This window comes from Clostridium brassicae (assembly GCF_026738875.1).
Classification (GTDB): domain Bacteria; phylum Bacillota; class Clostridia; order Clostridiales; family Clostridiaceae; genus Clostridium_H; species Clostridium_H brassicae.
The window spans coordinates 25,420-47,387 of sequence record NZ_JAPQFJ010000023.1 but is presented as its reverse complement, the minus strand read 5'-3'; the positions used below and the strand labels follow the sequence as shown (position 1 = coordinate 47,387).

Sequence of the window (21,968 nt, the reverse complement as noted above, 5' to 3'; positions counted from 1 at the left end):
GATTTTTATGGCTAGTATTTATAACACACAACCTCATAAGTTGGTTTAAATCTACAGTTTTGTATGGAACAGAACTTGAAAATATAGGGATAAGAGTTTTAGTTAAAAGCATTGGTAATATAAAAGGCATTGTTAAAAGAACTTCCGAAGGAATTATAGTTAACATTCCACCCATAACAAAACTTGCAAAACTAATTGCTGACGCACTCTATACCCCTAAATATATACAATTAAAACTTAACATATGAAGTTAAATACAATAAATTAATGTAATATTATCCAAAACAGTAAATCTAATTTTACTTTTCTTTAGTATTGTCAAATTTAATTGTGTGAAATTATTCCAATAGGCTCCGCCTAAAAATCTGGGCGACTATGGAATATATTGAATAATATTAACAGGTAATTATATGAAAATATAATTTTTATATTTGTACGAAATCTAGGTAATTAAAAATTTGAAATACGTAATGCAAATTTTATTATTCACCAGTTTAAAAATTTTCTAAATTGAAATCAATACAAAAGAACAAGGTATTAAAATTACATACCTTGTTCTTTTTAACTTAATTGTATTTCTATTTCTATTTAGTTTTATAAAAACAGATTAAATTTCTTCTCTTTTAGAAAACTTATTAACTTCAAAGTAGCTTTATCCTTTTCTTTAGCTTCTACCATTAAATCAACATCAATATCTTTAATCAAAGAAGTAAATAATATAATATCCTGTTCTAATATGTAATCACTATGGCTTTTGTCATAAGTGTTCGTTTTTCCACTACTAATATGCATCTTAGGAATACTTCCTGTATCCTCCCAAGTATTTTTTATTGTTTGTATATCACTATCAGTTATTTCTCTTTTATTATTACAACGGTGATGATGAATATCTAAAACAACAGGGATAGATGCCTTTTCGCTAATAAATAAAACATCATCTATATTAAATGAAATATCATCATTTTCTAATCTTAGCATATTTTTAATTTCTCTTGGTAAATAAGTATATATCTCTATAAATCTACTAATTGCACTAGCCTTATCTCCATAAACTCCTCCTGTGTGAATAATAATGTCGCTTCCTCCAAGGAGATTTAATATTTTATAATGATAATTTAAATAGTTTATACTATTTTCTACAACATTTCTTTTTGTACTATTTAAAACTGTAAATTGATCTGGATGCATTGAAAGTCTAATATTATTGTCTTGTACAACATTCTTTATTTCATTGATTATATTTAATAATGCCTGATCATCTTGCCATCTCCATTTAAAATCTCTCAATATGTCTGGATGTTCTACCAAAGGTAATATATTACTAGGAATCCTATACATAAATATATCGTTATGAATATTCCACTTTATTATATCTCTAGTTAAATTTAAATTGTTAACTATCTTATTTCTCAAATAATCTATCCCATATTTATATACAGAATTAAGCCTACATTGCTGAAAACTTCTTGGTTTTAAACTATTGTTTATACAAGCATAACCAACTTTTCTAATCATATTTATCCCCTTCAATGAAACTTTATTTCTACTATCCATGTAAAATTTATAACATGTTCATATTCAATTTTACATCCTAATGAAGTAATATATTTTTCAAATTTTTCTAAATTAATATAATATTTACAATTAATTACCTCCCACAAATCTCCTCTATCTTTTCCATATAAATTATTTTTACAATTTTCTCTTTCTATATCATTTAAAAACATAAAATCTGCAATAATAATTTTTCCGTCATCCTTCAAATATTCTAACATGTACTTAATTGCCTTTTTCTTTTCATTCTCATTTAGGCTATGAAAAGCATAAGTTGTTACAACAATATCAACATCATTTAATCTAAAAGGCTCATCTAAAAAATTTCCTAACTTGAATTTTATATTCTTATACTTCTTTTTTGCTTGTAAAATCATTTCTAAGCTTTGATCTACCCCTACTACATCCATTTCACAACATAATTCACCACATAAATTGCCTGTTCCACATCCTATATCAATAACACTTTTAGCATTATTATGCTCAATTATTTTATTTCTTACTTTAGATAAAACCTCATCATATTTTTCAAATAAGCCCAATTCATCATTTGATTTATCTCTAACCATTTTGTCAAATTTTATTGCTTTATTATCAAATCCCCACATATCCACCCATTGTTCTCTATTAGTTTTATTTTCTTTTAAGCTCATATCAATATTGTTTAGAAAATCTCCGTAATTTAATTCTACATTAGATTCCAATATTTTATTTATACTTGTCATCAAAGTATTTTTTATATTGTCTAACTCAAAAATATTTCTTTCTATTGCTTTTAACTGAAGATAAAGACTTCGTGTAAATTGATTATTTCCATAATTATTTTTATCCATTAAATTTTTTATGTCTTTAAGTGAAAACCCTAACTGCTTTAATAAAATAACAGTTCTTAGTTTAAATAAATCATCTTCATTATAATTTCTATAGTTATTTTTCTCTCTTTTAGGAACAATAATTCCTTGATTTTCGTAAACTATTAAAGCCTTTGAAGTTATATTAAACATCTTGCATACTTCATTAGTATTCACTAAATCACCTCCAAAAAAAGTATAAACTCTACCCTTTGGGCAGAGTCAATATTTAAACTTTTTTATTATTTTCAATTACCCTTCATTAATTTTGTCTATAATAAATAAAAAATTTCCTTTTTTTATATAACCTATATTCTATTTTGAAAGAGGAGTATAGCTAACCCAATCATATTCAGCTGTTAAAGGAGTTTTCCCATCAAATGGTTTTAACCATCCAGGTGCATTACCAGGCCATGCATTCATACTAATACGACCAGGAATAGAAGGCACTTTGCCAGAAGTTTTAATAGCCTCTTTACCATCTACATACCAAGTTATTGAATCTGGTAACCATAAGAATCCATACTCATGAAAATCTAAAGAAGCATCAAATCCTAAATCATAAATAAATCCTCCTGCACTTATACCATCTGTAAAATAGTTAAATTCAACTTTTGTTGTATCTTTTCCTGTAAATTCAATATCAATTTCGTGAGCTCCACCACTACTATTTTCATTATAAGTAAAGAATGAAGAAACTACTCCATCATTTTTTATAGGTTTCATTCTAACAGAATAATATCCATATCCATAAGTAGCATCATTAGAAAAATATTCTCCACCTGAATAAGAATAAGAACTTCCCTCAGGCTCTTTATCAATTTTTAAAGTCATAATACCATTTTTAAAAGAAACATTGTTTTTTCTCCAGATACAATTGAAACCACCACCATTAGACCAACCATCAGAAATGTAAAAATTTTTATAGTCATGTTCATTAAAATCAAATCTTCTCTCTTCACATTGTGTATTTTCACATATAAGATTAGATTTTTTTAATTCTGTTGCATTAGCTTTATAATTTGGAACGCAATTCATAAAACTTAAGCTCATTAGTAATGATAATGCAATGATTGATTTTTTCATAATATTTTTCTCCTTTAATAACATATTATATATCCTAATTATGCTAAATTTTAAAAAATATCAAAATGAAATTGTAATTATGAACTTTCCTCAACTAGTGGTTATGCTATATAAATATAGCGTTGCGTACTCACAAGATAATTATATCACTTTTTCACAAATAATCCCAATAATTTCTAACTTGTGTTTCATGTTTCAAATATGCCTCTTTTACAATAAAGCACTAAATTCACTTAACATTTTTTTGATCTATATTGTTATATCTATTTATATGTATGAACTTAAAAAGTAGTGGCTGTCTCACAATAGAAATATTTCTATTGTGAGACAACCACTTAGCTTAAAAGATATATTGCGTTTATAATAGGGTTCACCTTAACTGTTGTAATAAGACCGTTTTATATTTCCCCTCCTAGTGAAGCCCAGCTGCTCCATCCATTATTTGGTGATGTTTGCCATATATGCCATAATGCATTATCTCTTCCTCTTCCGAATACTTCTAAACGTCCATCTGCATTTTTTCCTACTGCTATTTGGTCAATCCATCCACCTAATGAAGCCCATTTACTCCAGCCATCATTTGGCGATGTTTGCCATATGTGCCATAATGCATTGTCACTTCCTATCACAAACACTTCTAAACGTCCATCTGCATTTCTTCCTACTTGTATTCCATTAATCCAGCCACCCATCGAAGCCCATTTACTCCAGCCATTGTTTGGTGATGTTTGCCATATGTGCCATAACACATTATTTCTTCCTCTTCCGAATACTTCTAAACGTCCATCTGCATTTTTTCCTACTGCTATTTGGTCAATCCACCCACCTAATGAAGCCCATTTACTCCACCCATTATTTGGTGATGTTTGCCATATGTGCCATAATGCATTGTCACTTCCTATTACAAACACTTCTAAACGTCCATCTGCATTGCTTTCTACTACCATTCCATTAATCCAGCCACCCATCGAAGCCCAACTGCTCCATCCATTATTTGGTGATGTCTGCCATATATGCCATAATGCATTATCTCTTCCTCTTGCAAATACTTCTAAACGTCCATCTGCATTATTCATTACAGACAATGTTTTACTATTATCATATGGAGACTCTTTGAGCCTATACTCATGATAATCTCTTGCGTAAGAATCAAAATACTCTAACGGTACTACAAAACTCCTTTCACAATATGGACAATAAAATATTTTGTTTGTTCTATAGGGTCTCAAATGAATTCCTCCTTAGAATATTCCACAAAATATATTATATTCCACAAGAATAAAGTAGTTACTTTTGTTTATTATTCCAACTGAAATATTTTTCTTGTTTTTTAGTGGCTTTACTTTCTATCATAATAATCTCTTTTTTCGTTCTCTCCACTTCGGTAATATTTCATCCATAAATTCATAAAATTTTTTACTGTGATTTGGATGTTTTATATGACAGAGTTCATGAATTATTACATATTCAATTAAATCTTTTTCTTCTTTTATTAGTTCTAAATTCAAAGTTACATGATTTTTATAAGGCCTATAACTTCCCCATCTTCTCTTCATTTTTCTAATAGACCAAGTTGGCTTTGTAAAATTATATTTTGTAAATTTTTTAAAACATTCTTCAAATAATCTTCCAAATTCTATTTCAGCATTTTCCCTATACCATTTATATAATAGCTTCTTATTATAATCTCCATCAGTACTATTCTGTGAATATATGTAAATATTACTTTTTTCTAAAATTACACTGTTTTTTTTCGCAGAAACTATATTAATCTTATATTCATTTCCTAAATACCTATGACTCTCTCCACTTACATAATTCATTAAAATTGTTCTTGAGTAATTTTTTTCAAAGTACTCTCTCTTCTTTAATATCCATTGAGCTCTTTTTAGCACAATTTCTTTAATATATTTATCTCTGATTCCTAAAGGAGCCACCACGTCTACTGTGCAATCAGGTTTAACTGAAATTTTTAAAGTCTTTCTTTTTCTATGGATTACTTTAAATTCTATCTCTATACCTTCATAATTGATTTTCATATATCTTTGTCCCTTTTTTAATGATCGATCTAGTTTTCCTATTAAATTATATAATACTAATCTTTATATTAACATAACTTCTACTTCTGTAGCTTTTCCTAGTGACTTATTTTTATATCTCCTCTATGTGCCTTTACTATCTCCTTCGCTATATATATTCCAAGCCCTGAACCTTTATTGCATTTCACCCATATTTATGGAAAATATACTATCATTTTAATTACAGTATATATTATTTTTCTGTTTTAAAATAGTATAGGAAAAAACCTGATATTGTTCATTCAGGTTTTTTCCGTATAATCCAGTATAAAAAAATTATATATTACTTTGAACTCTTTAAACTTTCATCTATTGCTTTCCTATAATCCTCTTTGCTACAACTACCCACTATAGGTTTACCAACAATATTTCCTTTACTGTCAACAAATATAGTTGTTGGAACCCCAGATACAGTACTTAATATGCCTTTCTTTAATTTTTCATCAGGAATTATATTCTCATACCTTACACCTTTTTGCTTAACAATATTTTTTGCAAGTACTTCATTTTCATCATTAGGTGTATCTGCAACAATACCAATTACATTTATATTTTCTTTTTTTAATTCCTCACAAAGGCTTTGAATATCTGGCATTTCTTTAATACAAGGTCCACAGAATGTTGCCCATATATTTACCATTGTAAGTTTAGAGCGCTTAAATATGCTGTTGTCTATTTCTTTTCCATCGATTGTTCTTGTTTTGAATTCTATATTTTTGTAAGCAGCCATTTTTTCTTCTTCACTAACTGGGATAGATAGCTTTATACTTTTCTTTAATTCATCAATACCCTTAAGAACTTCTTTAAAATTTTTCTTTTCCTCTTCAGATAATCCACTTTCATTATATTCATCATTATATAATACATAACATTCTAAATTATCTTTTTCTGCAACCTTTTCATGATGTTTATACTTTTTAAAAGCTTCTTCTTTTGCTTCAATATCCCCTTTTGGACCGCTTTTTTCCTTACTTTTATCAAGTACCATAATCACAAGAAACTCTTTTGCTTTACTTTGATATTTTTCTGCTAGTTTTTTCTGTTCTTCCTCAGTTTTTGCATCTTTACCCTCTTTCTCTAGCTGCTTCATAAATTCAACTTCTACATACTCGTATGGAATTTGTGCTATTGTATAGGCTATTCCATATTTTCCACCTGCTGCAAAAACTATGGATGCATTTCCTTTTTCCGACCAAGCCTTTGGTTCATAATATTCTAGTCCCGATGGGTCAAAACTCCTTTTTGTACCTTTTAAAGTTTCAGCCTTACTTTGTGTTTGCTGCGTTTCATTTTTATTTTGGCTATTCGTTGCTTTATCAAAACCAACCATTGATATACAAACTGTTGCTGCTAGAAATATTTCTAAAAATTTCTTAATCATATTTATTCCTCCTTAAAATTTAATTTTATTGTTCCCTTGTAAAATTCTTTAATGTAAATTTAATCAACAATAATAATCGGGACCTAGATTTAAATATCTTTTTTCAACTCCCAATACACCATTAGTTTTATACCTCCTTGTCCTTTGTTACAAACTTATCATATAAACTCAAACTTACATCTTAATAAACTAAACCTTAATTAATTCTTACAAAAAGAAAAAAGCTGTTTCAGAATGATTTTATAAAATCATCCTGAAACAGCAATACTTAACTTTCCATTATATAAATATCTCTAAAAAAATATCCTTAATTCTAGATACTTACTTATATTATTTCTTTCTAATTGGTACCCAAACTTCAAACTTTGAATTAGTTGGGTCTTCATTCAAGTATACTTCAATATCTGGTGCATCTGCATATTCGTATCCAGACGTTGGTAACCATTCTGTAATTATTCTTTTTTCAAGTTCTTGAATTGCTTTTGGCATAGCACCCTCTTCAGGGAAAACAGCCCAAGTGCCTGCTGGTATTACATATTCATACATACCCTTTGGTACTTTTTTATCCGTTGCTGTAGCTATATAATATTCCCATTTATCTAGTTTATCCATGCAAGCACTGACTCCTAATATCCCATTAGAATCCTCATTCATAAGAGATACTATCTGGTTAATCACCCCACTTTGTGCTGATTCTTCCCATAATTTCGGTACAGATTTAAAATTATCCTCAACATTCTTTTCTAACGGGGCTTTTATTCCGACTATTCTAATTTGTTCCTTTTTAATTATACTATACTCCATTTCTTCTACTCCTTTTATTGTTATTTTAAAACTAATAGGAGGATATGCTTTTAGGAATGTTCCCTTTTTTTGAGCTATTGAAGGCGATACATAGTGTATTTTTTGAAAAGCCCTATTAAAAGCAGTTGGAGATTCATATCCATAACGTAATGCTACATCAATAACCTTATCTCCATTTTGTAAATCAAGGGCTGCTTTTGTTAATCTTCTATTTCTTATATACTCTGATAAAGGTACTCCTGCTAAATATGAAAACATTCTTTGAAAATGATATACAGTACAACAGGAAATTTTTGCTGCCATTTCATATTCAATAGTTCCATCTAAATTTGATTCAATATACTGAATTGATTCATTTAACCTTTCTAACCATTCCATTAATCCATCTCCCCTACAAATGATAGTATAGTAAACAATTAATAGGAAAACCTCTCACTTACTGCACAAATATGAGAGATTTGTTTTATCCATAAAAATTATAACATATACTAATTATACTTTAGCTACTCTTATATTTTAATTCTTTTATTTCCTTTAATAATATTTGTTCATTTTTCTTACACTGCTCCTGATTATTCATTAACAAATCAAGTTAATAATTTTAAAAAACTTAGTAAAGTAAACGCCATTTGTATAAAAAAAACCTTAGACTAATACAATTAATCTAAGGATTCTTGGTGAGGTTTTATTTGTATTCTTCTAATGTCTTTAATAAAATTTCAGTATCGAAAGGTTTCCTAATATAGCTCTTAGCTCCTAGTGCTATACACTCATCTTTTACGTTTTCGTGTCCTACTGCTGATATAATAATTACAACTGTTTCAGGATTAATTTTCATTATATCAGTTAACACACGAACACCATCCATCCTAAACTCAGACATGTTCAAGTCTAAAATTACAATGTCTGGCTTTTCAACTTTAAAAATCTCTATTGCATCCTCTTCACTTGATGCCTCAAATATATTATGGAAATCACCTTTTTCAATAATCTTTTTTACAAACATTCTCATATACGATGAATTATCAACTATTAATACTTTTTTCATATTAAAAACTCCTTTATATACTTGATTTTTAAAGACACCTTAGTGAAGCAAATCTTTTATTTTAGCAAAAAGTCTAGCACATTCATCTGTTTCCTGTTTCAAAGCTGCTACTTCTAACTTTATTGCTAATTCATAAATAGAAATTATTCTTAGGGATCCAGAGGAACCTTTTAATTCGTGAGTCACCCCCGCTAATTTATTAAAATCATTGTTATCTATAGCTTGCTTAATATCTTCCAATAAATTAGGTAGACATTTTATATATTCTTCAAGTATTTCTTTTGCGTCATCTCTTTCAAATCCTGTGCTTTCAATCAAGTAATCAATATTATTATCTATAATATTATTATAGTCGGTCACAAGTCCTCTCTCTTTAGTATTCTCTTCTATCATTTTAAACATAGTATCAAAATTAATTGGCTTACTAATATAGTCGTCCATTCCAGCTGCAATACACTTTTGGGAATCCCCCTTCATGGCATTAGCAGTCATAGCAATAATTGTAGTATGCTTTTTATCCCCTTCAAGCAACCTTATTTTAGATGTACATTCATACCCATCCATCACCGGCATCTGGCAATCCATAAAAACAACATCATAATCTTTTTCTGATACTGCTTTTAATGCTTCCCTACCATTTTCCGCCACATCACAAGTCATATCATGACATTTAAGTATACTTATAACGATTTTACGATTCATCTCGTTGTCTTCAACCAATAAAATTTTCGGTTTTAATTGATTCTTAACTTTCTTGACCATATGTTTTGTTATAAGTCTATGTTCTTCTTCATCTTCTTTTTTCAATCCCAATACTATAGCAATACAACCAAGTAAATCTTGTCTTCTTACAGGTTTACCCAAATAGGATGAAAATCCATATTCTTTCGCAACCTTACCATCTCCTTTTTGATTCATTGAGGTTAGAAGTATTAATTTAGTATCCTTTGCAAAAGGTATTGTTTTTAATGTAGCTGCAAGTTCATAGCCACTCATGTCCTGCATTTGATAGTCTATTATAGCAACATTTATTTTGTTTTTTGTATTTGCATTTGAAATAATTGTTGTAATGGCACTGGCAGCATCCTTGGCCTCAAATACCTCCAATCCAACTCCTTGAAGATATGAACTAACAATTTTTCTATTATTATCATTATCATCAACAATCAAAATATTGACATCTTGAAACTTCTCAAACGCAAATTTCTGTTGTGAAACTCCTTTAGCAATCTTTAATCTCACATCAAATTTGAATGTAGACCCTTCCCCTAGTATACTTTCAACACAAATTTTACCGCCCATCATTTTCACTAATTCATTAGATATAGCAAGTCCAAGCCCTGTTCCTCCATACTTTCTAGTTGTAGAAGCATCTGCCTGACTAAAATATTGAAAGATTGTATTAATATGTTCGCTGCGAATTCCAATTCCAGTGTCTTTTACTTCAAAACTAAGTACAGCTATCTCATTCTCTTCCTTCAAACAATCCACTGTAACAAAAATCTCGCCACTTTCAGTAAATTTTACTGCGTTACTTATAAGATTGTTTAATATCTGCTTAAGTCTTGATGGATCACCAACAACCTCTTCGGGAACACCTTCTTTAATCATAGTATAAAGTTCAAGACCTTTTTCTGCAGCCTTAGGGGCAAGGAGTGAAACTGCATCCTCAATAGTATTTCTTAAACTAAATGCAATATTTTCCATGGTTAGTTTTCTAGCCTCTATCTTTGAAAAATCTAATATATCATTAATAATATGTAAGAGTACCTCTGAAGCCGATTTTGCTTCACGTATAAACTCTTTTTGCTCTAAAGACAGATTAGTTGATTGCAACAATTCAAGAAATCCAAATATTCCATTCATTGGTGTTCTTATTTCGTGAGACATATTTGCAAGGAACTGACTCTTTGCGATATTTGCTGCTTCTGCCTGTTCTTTTGCCTTGCTAAGCAGCCTTTCTGCGAGCCTCTGCTCTGTAATGTCATCAGCAGTACAGATAAGATACTTAATATTACCTCTTTCATCTCTTTGGGGCTTACTTTTAATTTTAAGCAGCCTATTTTCACCCTTCCAATTTTTAACCTGAAGCTCTCTTTCTGATAGCTCATTCTTTTGAAACAATTCCCAGTTATTCGTAGAAAACTTATTTGCAGTGTCTATATCAAATATGTCATATAAGTCCTGATATTCTAAATCGCTTTTCTTCTTACCAAAAAACTTTGCATGAGCTTCATTAACAGTTGCATAAGAAGTTACATTACTTAAAGCCCAAATCTGTGATTCAGAATTATTAAGTAAAATTGCTTGCCCACTAAGTGTTGATTCATATGCTTCTTCCCTTGCAATCCTTACTCTTGTATATGAAAAAGCCTTTGAAATATCTCTTAATATGCTGATTTGATCTTCTTCCCACGTGATAGGCTTTGATAAACTTTCATAGCCAACGAATCCAATTAACTTGTTTTCGCTTTTCAATGGAACTATAAGAGAAGATTCTATTCCTTCTTTTAAAAAAGCTTCTGCTTCAAATACCGCTTCATCTGGAAATTTCTTTGTATTATTTATTGCAACAAAATCATTATTCTTAATCTCTCGAATCAACCAAGGAAGAGCATAAACTACCTCTTCCTCATAAATTTCTCTTTTGGGACTTATATCTTTCTTATTCCATTGACATTCTATTTTCATAAAAGTAGGATCTTTAGAAAAATAATAGATATAAATTCTATCCACATCAAAAAATAAACCGATTTTCTCCAATGATTTTTTTAACTCAATCTGATAATTAAAACTATCTACATCTAAAAATTTCTGAAAAGTATCATTAATTAGCTTAAGACAATCATTTGAATACCTAATATTTGAGTAATTAACTTCACCACTCATAAAATCCTCCCATAATTTAAAGTTCACAGGTACTTGTAATAAAAAGAGTTAACTCTTTTAATAAATCTATTTCATAAGGTTCTAAAAGTAATTTTCCATCTTTATCATATATAACTTTTACAACAGGTCTCATTGGCATTGAGTTGTTTTGTTTTACTACTAAACCCTTTTCATTTGAACTTAGAATAATTCCACTCCCTGTTGGGAAAGCAGCTATGTTAGTAGTAATTTTTCTCACTATTTCTGCATCAAAATAAATATTGCTCATACCTACAAGATATTCAATAACCTCTTGCACAGTTTTACCTTCCTCGGAATTTCTACCTGATATCAAATTATCAAATACATCACATATAGACACTATTTTTGCAATTTGGTTTATTTCATCACCTTTTAATTTTAAAGGATACCCACTGCCATCGCTTCTTTCATGATGCATTAATGCAACTACCTTGACAGATGCATTCCAAACATACTGCTCCCCTAAAAAATCATAACCAACTCTTGGATGCATTAATCTAATATATTTATCTAATTCTTCCTTACTCTTAAAATCTGCTAAAAGTTTCTTATCATTCATAATTTTTATTTTACCTATATCATGCAATAATGCGCCTGCAGCTATATCTTTAAGCTTTAACATACTGTATCCCATATGAGTTCCTATTATTGTAGCCAATACACAGACATTTACCGAATGGGAATATATATTGTTATCACCAGCACTTATTTCTGCAACATTTATCAAAACATCTTTATTTGATAGTACATCTTCAATCACTGTGTTCACTGAATTCATAACACTATTATTATCAGTTTTCCCTTCACGACAATATCTTCCAATCATTTCCTTAACAGCACGTTTGCTCATTTGCCTTGTTCTTTCAGAAATACTTTCTTCAATAATCACATTTTTTGATATATCATCATCAATATATACTGAATTAATTCCCATTTCTTTAATTCTTTGAATATAATAAGGTTTTAGTTTTACTCCCACATTAAGTAAAACCTTACCTACTTCATCGTAAATCTGCCTTCCAAGAATTTCATCTCCCTTCAGGCTGAAGACACTAACAAGTCTCATATATCCCTCCAACTGAAATAATTAATTTTTTACTGGATAGTAAAAAGTTCTTATGAAATTAACAATTATTATTAAAATATTATTAAAATGTTATCATACTCTTACACTTTTGACTATATATATTTTTTCTCTCTATTTATTTTATTTAGTTTTTCCGCACCTTAAGTAAAAAAGCATAAACTGCTCCAAATATAATAAGGTTAATAACAAAATACATTCTTTGTATTATGGTTCAAACTCCTTGATTACTCAACATTAGTGTAACAGATATATGCAAATCATTCTTCTCTATTTAGACTGTTTCTAACCATTTAGACATTTTTATCTAAAACCCATTATATAAAAAGATAAAGTGGTATAGTAATTTATAAAAATCACTATACCACTTTACCTTTAAGGAAATTGCATAATTCCAAAACTGCATAGCTACATGCAAGTTTCAGCATTTGCATAGGCTTTGCACTTCTTTTATTAATAAAAATAAATTCTAAATTTGAATTTCTTCAATTAACTCACCCTCAGCTTCGTGAAAACTCACTACTCCTCTATGAATGTAGAACATTTCGAAAACAGGATTATCAGCCGTTTTATAGATGTCACGAATTAATGATTCATTATTGAGTACTGCCTCTTTTAACTTCAAATTATTGACAAATTCAATCTCTCCATTTAAACGAACCCATCTCATATCTTTACCAGTAACTATAAATCCAGCTACACTAGATGTTTTTAATTGTTTATAAACCTCTTTAGTGTTTCCTGTCACAAAATAAAACTTACCCTCCTTTTCAAATTGAAATTGAAAAGGTCTCATAACTGGTTTACCATCTTTTATAGTAGCTAAATGCCCCATTCTATTTTCATTTAAATAATCAATCAATTTATTCATTTTTTTATCTCCTCTATAAAATTATTTGACGTATTCCATGGATTACAGTAATATTATATTGTCCTAGTACTTTTATAACAAGTACTATAATTAATCAGATATACTCTAGAAAAACAGAGTAATGTGATTTTGAGGGGAGTTTACATGCTTTATGAATAAAAATCTTTTGAAAATGGAATGTAATGTAGGTCTAGTCCATGAAATAATCCAGGGAAAATGGAAATTGATGATTCTTCAGGTTTTATCAACTGAAACCTTAAGATTTGGACAACTTCATAGAATATTACCAAATATCAGGCAAGGCTACTTAACTCAACAACTTAAGGAATTAGAAAGAGATGGTCTCGTTCATAGAGAAGTTTATAAACAAGTACCTCCTAAAGTAGAGTATTCTCTAACTGATATAGGAAAAACATTCATACCTGTTTTAAAGGCTATGGAGATTTGGGGTGCTACTTACAGAGAACAGCTTAAAGAGATGTATCCAGACTAAAAACATTATAAGAGATTATATCATATTTCTAACTTCATTATATACACGTTATTTTTGTAAAATTAAAAATAAACCAGCTCAGTTCGATATAATAGAGAATTTTTAAAGATAATCTTCTCTATTATATCTATTTTTACTGATTTATATAGTTACTTAACAATTAACACTGTTCTATCTTTTATACATTCATGAAGAATTATACTAATTTCAAATTACCAGACTCTTGTTGCAAATTCCATAAACGTGCATATAGTCCCTTTAATTTAAGCAGTTCTTCATGCTTCCCTTGCTCTACAACCTCACCATTATCTAAAACCACAATCTGATCAGCACCACGAATAGTCTTTAATCGATGCGCTATCACAATTACGGTTCTCCCTTTAATCAATTATCTCAGCTAGTGGCATTTTAATTTCAATTAAATGAATATCTCTCTTTGCAGGATAAATGTTCTTTTTTCTCGTTTCAGAACTTGTACCAATATAACTTTCTCCTGAGAGTAACTGAAATTCTTTTTCTACCTGCGGCAACTCCCAATTCAGATTATCTCCAAGACAAAAAAGCATATCCATATGAGGAGTTCTAGAAACTCCACATACTTCAACAGGTTCCCTAAAATTTAAATTGTAATCAATAATCTGTATACCTCTTGAGCCACATACCCTGTTCATTTCACCACTACCAGCTTCCTGTGGAATAGAATAATAAAAATTATCACTATTTGAATTATAAGCTTCATTAAATGCATGGCAAATAGAACACCCATAGGATGCTTTATTATTTACTTTATACTCATACTGCTTCATCATATATAAATCACCTCATTCTTTGGGGTTCTTTACTAATTACATGTTTTTATCTTGTAATACTCCCTTATTAAAGATCTGTAAAGTTATCCTATGCTAATTATAGCACAATTGATACCAATTATCATTTGCAAATTTAATTTTATCCGATGACTACCCCCTCTAATATTCCCATCTTCTTTAAAGTGGAAGTAAAGAGCGGCTACGTCCCTGGATAACGATTTCTAAGCTTTAGTGGGAGTAAAACTCCCTCTGAAGCCAAGAACTCTGTTTATCTAAAAACTAATTCTATAAATTTTTCTACTTAAACCTAAGGGTTTATTTTAACCCAACTTTATTACACAAATTAATGGTTTTATTACAATATTGCACATTTGATATGATTTGTTGATTTATTATTGCAAATAAATATTTTAATCTAATATTAGAAATATTTTTAATTAAAACATCTAGAAAGGTGGAGAATCATGGGGAATTTTCGAAATATAAACACTTTAAAACCAGAAGGTATTGAAAACAAAAAAGCTTACTTAGTTGGTGCTGGTATTGCTTCTCTTTCAGCTGCTGCATATTTAATTATGGATGGTCATATGGATGGGAAAAACATTACTATTTTAGAAGAAACAAATGTTAGCGGCGGTGCTATGGATGGTTGCGGAAATGCAAAAGACGGTTATATTATTAGAGGCGGAAGAGAAATGGAAGAACACTATGAATGTTGTTGGGATTTATACAGCAAAATTCCGTCTCTAGATAATCCTAACAGAACTGTTTTAGATGAATTTAGAGAACTAAATACGCTTGACCCTAATGAATCTACTTGCAGATTAATTCATAATTGTGGTGAAAAAGCTGATTCTTCATCTCTTGGTTTAAGTGATATACACATTAAGCAATTAACTATGCTTTTTCTTGCAACAGAAGAAAATTTAGGTGCTACAACTGTTGAAGAGTATTTCGATCCTTCTTTTTTTGAAACTAATATGTGGTATTTCTGGCGCTCTATGTTTGCATTTGAAACTTGGCATAGCGTTGCAGAGATGAAACGTTACATGGAACGTTTTATACACTTACTTCCAGGTATGAATAGATTTAAAGGAATTATGTTTGCAAAATACAATCAATATGATTCTATGATTCTTCCTTTAAAAAGTTGGTTACTATCTAAAAATGTAGTCTTTGCCTTAAATACACAAGTTAAAGATTTAGAAATTGATATAGATGGTGATAAAAAAACTGTTACTGCAATTCATTTAACCTATAATGGTAAAGATAAGCTAATTCATACAAGTGAAAATGATCTAGTATTTGTTACTAATGGTTCCATGACAGAAAATTCAACTCTCGGTAATATGCACAAAGCTCCTGTACTTAATCGTGATCTGGGTGGATGCTGGAGATTATGGAATAACATCGCTAAAAAGCATCCTTCTTTTGGAAGACCTAAAGTGTTCTGTAGTGATATTGATAAGAGTAACTGGGAATCCTTTACGATAACGTGTACAGACTCTAAAATAGCAGATATTCTTAAAAATCTAACTGGAAGAGACCCTTACTCTGGGAAAACTGCTACTGGTGGAATTATAACAATTAAAGATTCAAGCTGGCTTTTAAGTATAACTTGCAATAGGCAACCTCACTTTGTTGACCAACCTAGGAATGTATTAGTACTATGGGCTTATGGCCTTTTTACTGACAAGATTGGTGACTTTGTGAAGAAGAGAATGTGTGATTGTACTGGTGAAGAGCTAGTAACAGAACTTCTATATCACCTAGGTATGAAAGACGAAATACCTGAAATTCTTAAAACAGTTAACGTTATACCTTGTATGATGCCTTATATAACAAGCCAATTTATGCCACGCACAAAAGGTGATAGGCCTGATGTTGTTCCTAATGGCAGTACTAATCTTGCATTTTTAGGACAATTCGCCGAAGTTCCTGGAGATTGCGTATTCACAGTTGAATATTCAATTCGTTCAGCTATGATGGCTGTTTATACTCTACTTAATCTTGATAAAAACGTTCCTGAAATATATCCATCTAAATATGATATTCGTGTAATTGCATCAGCAGCAAAAACACTATACAGTGGACGTCCTCTACCTGCTGAATCCATTATACACAAATTATTGAAGGACACAAGTCTTGATGGCTTAATTTAAAACTTCCTTTAGTAGCCCTAATGCTATATTTTAAATTGTTGAGTTCATTATAATGATTTCAAATTATAGGTGGTCAACAGTTCTTAGAATATAACCTAATTTAAACGTAAAAGCTATGAAATCTATGTTTTAAAACTGAATTTCATAGCTTTTATTTAGTCTATAGCTATCGTAACTAATACGCCAATCCTCAATAGGTTATAAGTAACTTTACGCCATTATTGGATAAAAGCTCATCGTAATGAACCAAAGATACAATACTATTAGCATACTTTGCATTTTAATAAAGCTTTATAGGTATCTCCACTTATTAATTTATTAAGATTATCAACAATTTGCTCTGGATTTTCAGTCATACTTGTTCTTATCCATTCAAGCAATAAACCAACAAGAGCAACCTTATAAAAATTCACTACAAATTCCTTTTCTTTTTCAGACACTTCCATGCCTTCAGTAATTTCATCTACAACGTCTAAAACAAGGTTGTACACTGCACTATATAAATGAGTTTCTAATTGATCACGACCAATAGAATTATAAGTATTTAATACCATTTTGCGATTTTCACTCAAATAAAAAAATATCCTTAAAAATCCCTGTTGCCATGTCTCATATGTTTTGTTTTCTGCCATTACAGCGGCAACTTCATTTTTGAAAATCCACTCTAAAAGTGCGTAAATATCTTGAAAGTGATAATAGAATGTACGACGATTTACTCCACAATCATTAACAATATTATTAACTGTAATTTTTGCTAAAGAAGTAGTGTTCATTAGCTTTTTTAATGATTGTGCCAAAGCTTTTTTTGTCGTTTGTGACATACTCTATATCTCCCTTCTTATAAACTATATAAGTAGTATATTTATATAATCATATACAATATTACTTATTATGTAGTAAATTTGTTTTAAATTGAATGCCACTCCACATTAATAAACTAGGAATAAAAACTAATATCATTGCAATAATTGGATTAAAAATTCCTATATGAGAGCGTAATGGAATCAAATACATATTATAAACAAAATAGAAAAACCAAGACATTATACCCTCACTTATTTTAGGTGATATGTTGTAACTAACAATCCATGAAATTATTCCTATAACTGCAACCATAGCAACAGAAAACGCATTTTTTAAATCACTGTTTTCTTTTAAAAAGCGTTTCCCTAAAATAAAATATAAGGCTAAAGAAATAACGAATATTATAATAGACATTACGGACATTATTATCCCACTATTTTTATTTTTTGTAATAGCCACAAAAGTTAAAATACTCCCATAAATAAATCTTGTAACAAAACCAACGAATATATGGATTATAAGGGAAATCATATTATTCTTTAACATTTAACTCACCTTCCCAATACCCATTTATAGTACCTTGCATGAAAATTTTCAGAATATATTTTATTTTTCTAATAATACATATTATACCATAAAGATATATTCTTTACCTCATCTTCACCAAACTTCTCTGCCTAATAAATACTCTTCATTATTTAGTATAATATTTCATTTTATTAACAGCTGCCACCCTGTTATTTACTCCAAGTTTCCCATAAATATTAATAATATGCGATTTTACAGTTGCTAGGGAAATATAAAGATTTTTTGCATATTATTATCAAAAAAAGTTTGAAAATCCCCTTTTGTATCTCCCAAATACTCCTTTACAACTTCAATCACATAATTCCAAAAAACAAAGGTCTGGTTTGCATTTTCATCTAGCATCATCCATTTTACATTTTCCATCTTTGTTTCTTCTACAAAGCTAGATAGTAAAGTAGTCTTGCCACATCCTGCTCCTGCTTTTACAATCCTTCCCTTATAATCACTCTCCCCTGCATCATATCCTAAAATCCCACAAAGAATATTAATGATTGTGCTTTTACCTGTGCACCATTTGGCCCTAAAAAGCATAATATTTCTCCTTAGTTGTTCATAATATTTCTCTGCCTCCCATTTATACTGAAATCCTACTATAAAATCATCAGCATGAACTACAAGAAAACTATCTCCCTTAATTTCTTTAGAGAAAATAATCCTATACCATAACATCAATTGTGATGTTGCTTTCCTCACCAATTAAGACGTCAGCCCTCTGATATACAAAATTTCCAGGCTCAATAGCATTTCAACCCTACTTTCTCGCTATCTACGCTTATCTCCTACCATTACTGGTGACAACTCAAGACTCGCTACCGCTGGTTGGCTAGACCTTACTCGCACAGGATTTACACCTGCTGGGTTAATTACCCTTTGCTGGGCGCACAATTGGAATTTATTTCGCACATGCTTGAACAAATTTAATGGGAACATCCATTTTTTTTGCTGTTTCTTCTACGGTAAGCCCACTATCAAGAAATCGTTTACATACAACTTTTATGTTTTCACCAACTTCAATGATGTGCTTATCTAAATCATAGAAACGAACCACTCTTTGTCCCCATCTATGTTCGTAAACAGGGTGTACATATTCAATATATTTAAGAGCATTTAGCTTTTCAATAAAGCTGTCAAATTTGTCTTCTTCAAAATATAATTCAGCATCGTTGCCACCAAAAATTATTTCATTATCATTTTTCTTTATAAACTCTTTCCAGCTTTCTTTTGTTTGCAAAGCAACACCACCAGTTAAAGTAACATTAGCTCCAAAGTCCATAATAACCCTTAATCCTAAAACATCTTTATAGAATATTTTTGCTTTTTCTATATCGGTTACAACTAACATAGGATTTTTAAATTTCATAAATATCCTCCATTCAAATTATTATTTGTCTAAAGATTATGTGAATAATCTTTACTTCTTCATTATTTACATTGACGACACTTTTTAAATAAAATCTTTATATAATTTAACTTCTTATTATTATCCTAATAGTTATAAACTTAACTTGTTTAATTATATGGATAATAGGAAGTTAATCACTATAGATATTGTCTACACTTCCAATACAGATAATGTTACAAATTCAGGGAAATGCATATTAGTCAAACCACATATAGGTTGATAAGGAACTTTTTAATTATTATATCACAAATTCAAACATTAAAATTAATATAGCCATAGATCTTTACTCCCATGTTTTAACTGATATGAACAAAGATGCTACAGGTATATAAATAATCATTATCATTTTTTTCTAACTTCAAAAATTAAAAATAAAGCACTATCAACATTATTGATTTTCAATAACTTTTGATAGTGCTTTTATTATATCTAGTTCAAATTATGAATATAACTTTACCGCTATACTTTAATAGTAAAGCTTGTTTTTATTTAATACATAATATTTTGCTGTTGTATAGTAACTATTTCCTTTAATATTAGCTTTTTATACCGTCATTTAAGAAAGTTGTGTCTGATATTAATCTAATTCTCTTTTTTTTAAGAAAGTAACATCAATTTTTATATAAGACTACTATACATTTAAAAAGACACTCTATTAGTGCCTTTTAATTGGTAATTTATTTGGTCATTCATAAAAAATGAAGTAATTAAATCAACTTATTTATTCTCAATCTTATTACAATTATGTGAATTAATAGTAATAATCATTTTAATAGCTTTTTATTTAATGATATAATTAAGCTGTAGTTATAATAAATATTTATGTAAATACAAACATTACCACAATTACATTAAACAAGGAGGTAATTTCATGATAGTTTCACATAAATCTATGGTGGAAGAAATTGATAATGTTGGTGTTAAAAATGCATTTATGAAAGTACTTATTTCTCCTAAAGAAGGATGGGAAGGTTATGTAATGAGATTATTCAAACTAAAAGCAGGCGGTTTCACTCCAAAACATGCTCATCCCTGGTCTCACATAAATTATATTATTAGTGGCAATGGAACTCTTCATCTTGATGGAAAAGATAATTCTATAGAATCTGGCTCATTTGCATTGTACCAGAAGAAGGACATAAATAGTAGCACAAACCTCCAGTTTCTGTAATATATTAAACATCTTTCAAAAACTGAACAGGTTTTATTGCTCTTTTATATATCTTAAACTCCTGTAGATCCAAATCCACCATTTCCACGTTCTGTTCCTGTTAATCTCTCTACTTCAACTACATTTACTCTTAAAACAGGTTTAATAACCATTTGTGCTATTCTCATTCCTTTTTCAACTTTAAAATCTTCTTTAGAATGATTTATAAGTATAATTCCTATTTCCCCTCTATAGCCTTCATCTATTGTCCCTGGAGTATTCAAAACTGTTATTGAATGTTTTAATGCTAGTCCACTTCTTGGTCTAATTTGTGCTTCAGTATCTTTAGGAAGTTCTATTTTTATACCTGTGTGTATTAATGTTGTTTTGCCTGGTTGTATAATTTTATCCTCTACTGAATATAAATCCATTCCAGCATCACCAATATGCGCATACTCAGGTAACTTAGCCAATTTATTTGTTTTTTGTACTTTCAAATTCATAACTTATATATCTCCCTTATTTATCTTTAGTGACAGGGTGAATTATAATTACACCCTTCACCGATTTATTTTATTTAAAATTTTCCATTCATTTGTTGCACAATATCTTTAAACTGTGTATTAAATTACATTTTGTTTCTATATCATACCATAAATTCCAGTATTGAATTTTATTTATTTTAAGCTGAGTATTCTTATTCAGTTGGCTTTTTATATCCTACTAATGCTTTTCAAATAATTCTTCATTGCAATTTGTACTATCATATCAATTAACTGAACAATCAAATCTTTGCTTCCTGAAACTTTCTCAAGTCTAACATATAAAATTTCATTATACCGGCACGCTTTAAACATTTCATTCAGAATTGGATTTGAATTCACCTCATTAGC

Annotated in this window: 22 protein-coding genes and 2 pseudogenes; 4 read left to right on the top strand and 20 right to left on the bottom strand. The window is 29.5% G+C overall.

What is annotated here, in order from left to right:
- Positions 1-248: pseudogene (locus tag OW729_RS16805) on the top strand (transposase); the annotation flags it as partial.
- A 346-nt stretch (positions 249-594) separates the two neighbouring features.
- Here the strand turns inward: OW729_RS16805 and uvsE are convergent.
- The 11 genes from uvsE to OW729_RS16750 all read right to left on the bottom strand — a co-directional run bounded on the left by uvsE (position 595) and on the right by OW729_RS16750 (position 13,667).
- The gene (gene uvsE / locus OW729_RS16800) at positions 595-1,515 is read right to left on the bottom strand and encodes a UV DNA damage repair endonuclease UvsE (RefSeq protein WP_268062711.1); all 921 of its coding nucleotides are present in this window, start codon (positions 1,513-1,515) and stop codon (positions 595-597) included.
- 11 nt (positions 1,516-1,526) lie between these two features.
- Positions 1,527-2,582 carry a MerR family transcriptional regulator gene (locus OW729_RS16795; protein ID WP_268062710.1) on the bottom strand — a complete coding sequence of 352 codons (1,056 nt, stop codon included), beginning with the start codon at positions 2,580-2,582 and terminating at the stop codon, positions 1,527-1,529.
- Positions 2,583-2,720: 138 nt separating this feature from the next.
- Positions 2,721-3,491 carry a family 16 glycosylhydrolase gene (locus tag OW729_RS16790; protein ID WP_268062709.1) on the bottom strand — a complete coding sequence of 257 codons (771 nt, stop codon included), beginning with the start codon at positions 3,489-3,491 and terminating at the stop codon, positions 2,721-2,723.
- Between the two features lie 398 nt (positions 3,492-3,889).
- Positions 3,890-4,720 carry a hypothetical protein gene (locus OW729_RS16785; RefSeq protein ID WP_268062708.1) on the bottom strand — a complete coding sequence of 277 codons (831 nt, stop codon included), beginning with the start codon at positions 4,718-4,720 and terminating at the stop codon, positions 3,890-3,892.
- Between the two features lie 120 nt (positions 4,721-4,840).
- The gene (locus OW729_RS16780; RefSeq protein ID WP_268062707.1) at positions 4,841-5,530 is read right to left on the bottom strand and encodes a M48 family metallopeptidase; all 690 of its coding nucleotides are present in this window, start codon (positions 5,528-5,530) and stop codon (positions 4,841-4,843) included.
- Between the two features lie 322 nt (positions 5,531-5,852).
- Entirely contained in the window at positions 5,853-6,950 is a 1,098-nt protein-coding gene (locus tag OW729_RS16775) for a TlpA family protein disulfide reductase (protein ID WP_268062706.1), read from the bottom strand.
- Between the two features lie 330 nt (positions 6,951-7,280).
- The gene (locus OW729_RS16770; RefSeq protein WP_268062705.1) at positions 7,281-8,132 is read right to left on the bottom strand and encodes an AraC family transcriptional regulator; all 852 of its coding nucleotides are present in this window, start codon (positions 8,130-8,132) and stop codon (positions 7,281-7,283) included.
- A gap of 307 nt (positions 8,133-8,439) precedes the next feature.
- On the bottom strand, positions 8,440-8,802 hold the full coding sequence (locus tag OW729_RS16765; RefSeq protein ID WP_268062704.1) for a response regulator: 363 nt from the start codon (positions 8,800-8,802) through the stop codon (positions 8,440-8,442).
- Positions 8,803-8,841: 39 nt separating this feature from the next.
- Entirely contained in the window at positions 8,842-11,691 is a 2,850-nt protein-coding gene (locus OW729_RS16760; protein ID WP_268062703.1) for a response regulator, read from the bottom strand.
- A 16-nt stretch (positions 11,692-11,707) separates the two neighbouring features.
- Positions 11,708-12,778 carry an HD-GYP domain-containing protein gene (locus OW729_RS16755; protein ID WP_268062702.1) on the bottom strand — a complete coding sequence of 357 codons (1,071 nt, stop codon included), beginning with the start codon at positions 12,776-12,778 and terminating at the stop codon, positions 11,708-11,710.
- 487 nt (positions 12,779-13,265) lie between these two features.
- Positions 13,266-13,667: a pyridoxamine 5'-phosphate oxidase family protein gene (locus tag OW729_RS16750; protein WP_268062701.1), complete on the bottom strand. Its 402-nt coding sequence runs from the start codon at positions 13,665-13,667 to the stop codon at positions 13,266-13,268.
- Positions 13,668-13,818: 151 nt separating this feature from the next.
- Between OW729_RS16750 and OW729_RS16745 the strand changes: the two genes are divergently transcribed.
- Positions 13,819-14,160 carry a winged helix-turn-helix transcriptional regulator gene (locus OW729_RS16745; RefSeq protein ID WP_268062700.1) on the top strand — a complete coding sequence of 114 codons (342 nt, stop codon included), beginning with the start codon at positions 13,819-13,821 and terminating at the stop codon, positions 14,158-14,160.
- Positions 14,161-14,356: 196 nt separating this feature from the next.
- Here the strand turns inward: OW729_RS16745 and OW729_RS16740 are convergent.
- Together OW729_RS16740 and OW729_RS16735 are read right to left on the bottom strand one after the other, a co-directional pair.
- Positions 14,357-14,548, bottom strand: a pseudogene (locus tag OW729_RS16740) (ABC transporter ATP-binding protein); the annotation flags it as partial.
- A complete protein-coding gene (locus tag OW729_RS16735) occupies positions 14,541-14,969 on the bottom strand; it encodes a hypothetical protein (RefSeq protein ID WP_268062699.1) in 429 nt (142 codons plus the stop codon). The gene OW729_RS16735 and the pseudogene OW729_RS16740, both read right to left, overlap by 8 nt.
- 464 nt (positions 14,970-15,433) lie before the next feature.
- Here OW729_RS16735 and OW729_RS16730 point away from each other — a divergent pair, with 464 nt between their 5' ends.
- Positions 15,434-17,131, top strand: a complete 1,698-nt coding sequence (locus tag OW729_RS16730; protein WP_268062698.1) for an oleate hydratase — start codon at positions 15,434-15,436, stop codon at positions 17,129-17,131.
- 263 nt (positions 17,132-17,394) lie between these two features.
- On the opposite strand, the gene OW729_RS16725 is transcribed toward OW729_RS16730, so the two are convergent.
- From OW729_RS16725 to OW729_RS16705, 5 genes are all read right to left on the bottom strand, one after another.
- Positions 17,395-17,952: a TetR/AcrR family transcriptional regulator gene (locus OW729_RS16725; protein WP_268062697.1), complete on the bottom strand. Its 558-nt coding sequence runs from the start codon at positions 17,950-17,952 to the stop codon at positions 17,395-17,397.
- A gap of 61 nt (positions 17,953-18,013) precedes the next feature.
- A complete protein-coding gene (locus OW729_RS16720; protein ID WP_268062696.1) occupies positions 18,014-18,481 on the bottom strand; it encodes a hypothetical protein in 468 nt (155 codons plus the stop codon).
- 148 nt (positions 18,482-18,629) lie between these two features.
- On the bottom strand, positions 18,630-18,704 hold the full coding sequence (locus tag OW729_RS16715; RefSeq protein ID WP_268062716.1) for a hypothetical protein: 75 nt from the start codon (positions 18,702-18,704) through the stop codon (positions 18,630-18,632).
- A 20-nt stretch (positions 18,705-18,724) separates the two neighbouring features.
- Positions 18,725-19,219, bottom strand: a complete 495-nt coding sequence (locus tag OW729_RS16710; RefSeq protein WP_268062695.1) for a hypothetical protein — start codon at positions 19,217-19,219, stop codon at positions 18,725-18,727.
- Positions 19,220-19,415: 196 nt separating this feature from the next.
- The gene (locus OW729_RS16705; protein WP_268062694.1) at positions 19,416-19,883 is read right to left on the bottom strand and encodes a VOC family protein; all 468 of its coding nucleotides are present in this window, start codon (positions 19,881-19,883) and stop codon (positions 19,416-19,418) included.
- A 913-nt stretch (positions 19,884-20,796) separates the two neighbouring features.
- On the opposite strand from OW729_RS16705, the gene OW729_RS16700 reads away from it, so the two are divergent.
- The gene (locus OW729_RS16700) at positions 20,797-21,096 is read left to right on the top strand and encodes a cupin domain-containing protein (protein WP_268062693.1); all 300 of its coding nucleotides are present in this window, start codon (positions 20,797-20,799) and stop codon (positions 21,094-21,096) included.
- Positions 21,097-21,149: 53 nt separating this feature from the next.
- Here OW729_RS16700 and dut read toward each other — a convergent pair whose 3' ends face one another.
- Positions 21,150-21,578, bottom strand: a complete 429-nt coding sequence (gene dut, locus OW729_RS16695) for a dUTP diphosphatase (protein ID WP_268062692.1) — start codon at positions 21,576-21,578, stop codon at positions 21,150-21,152.
- Between the two features lie 210 nt (positions 21,579-21,788).
- A complete protein-coding gene (locus OW729_RS16690) occupies positions 21,789-21,959 on the bottom strand; it encodes a hypothetical protein (RefSeq protein WP_268062691.1) in 171 nt (56 codons plus the stop codon).
- Positions 21,960-21,968 lie beyond the last annotated feature (9 nt).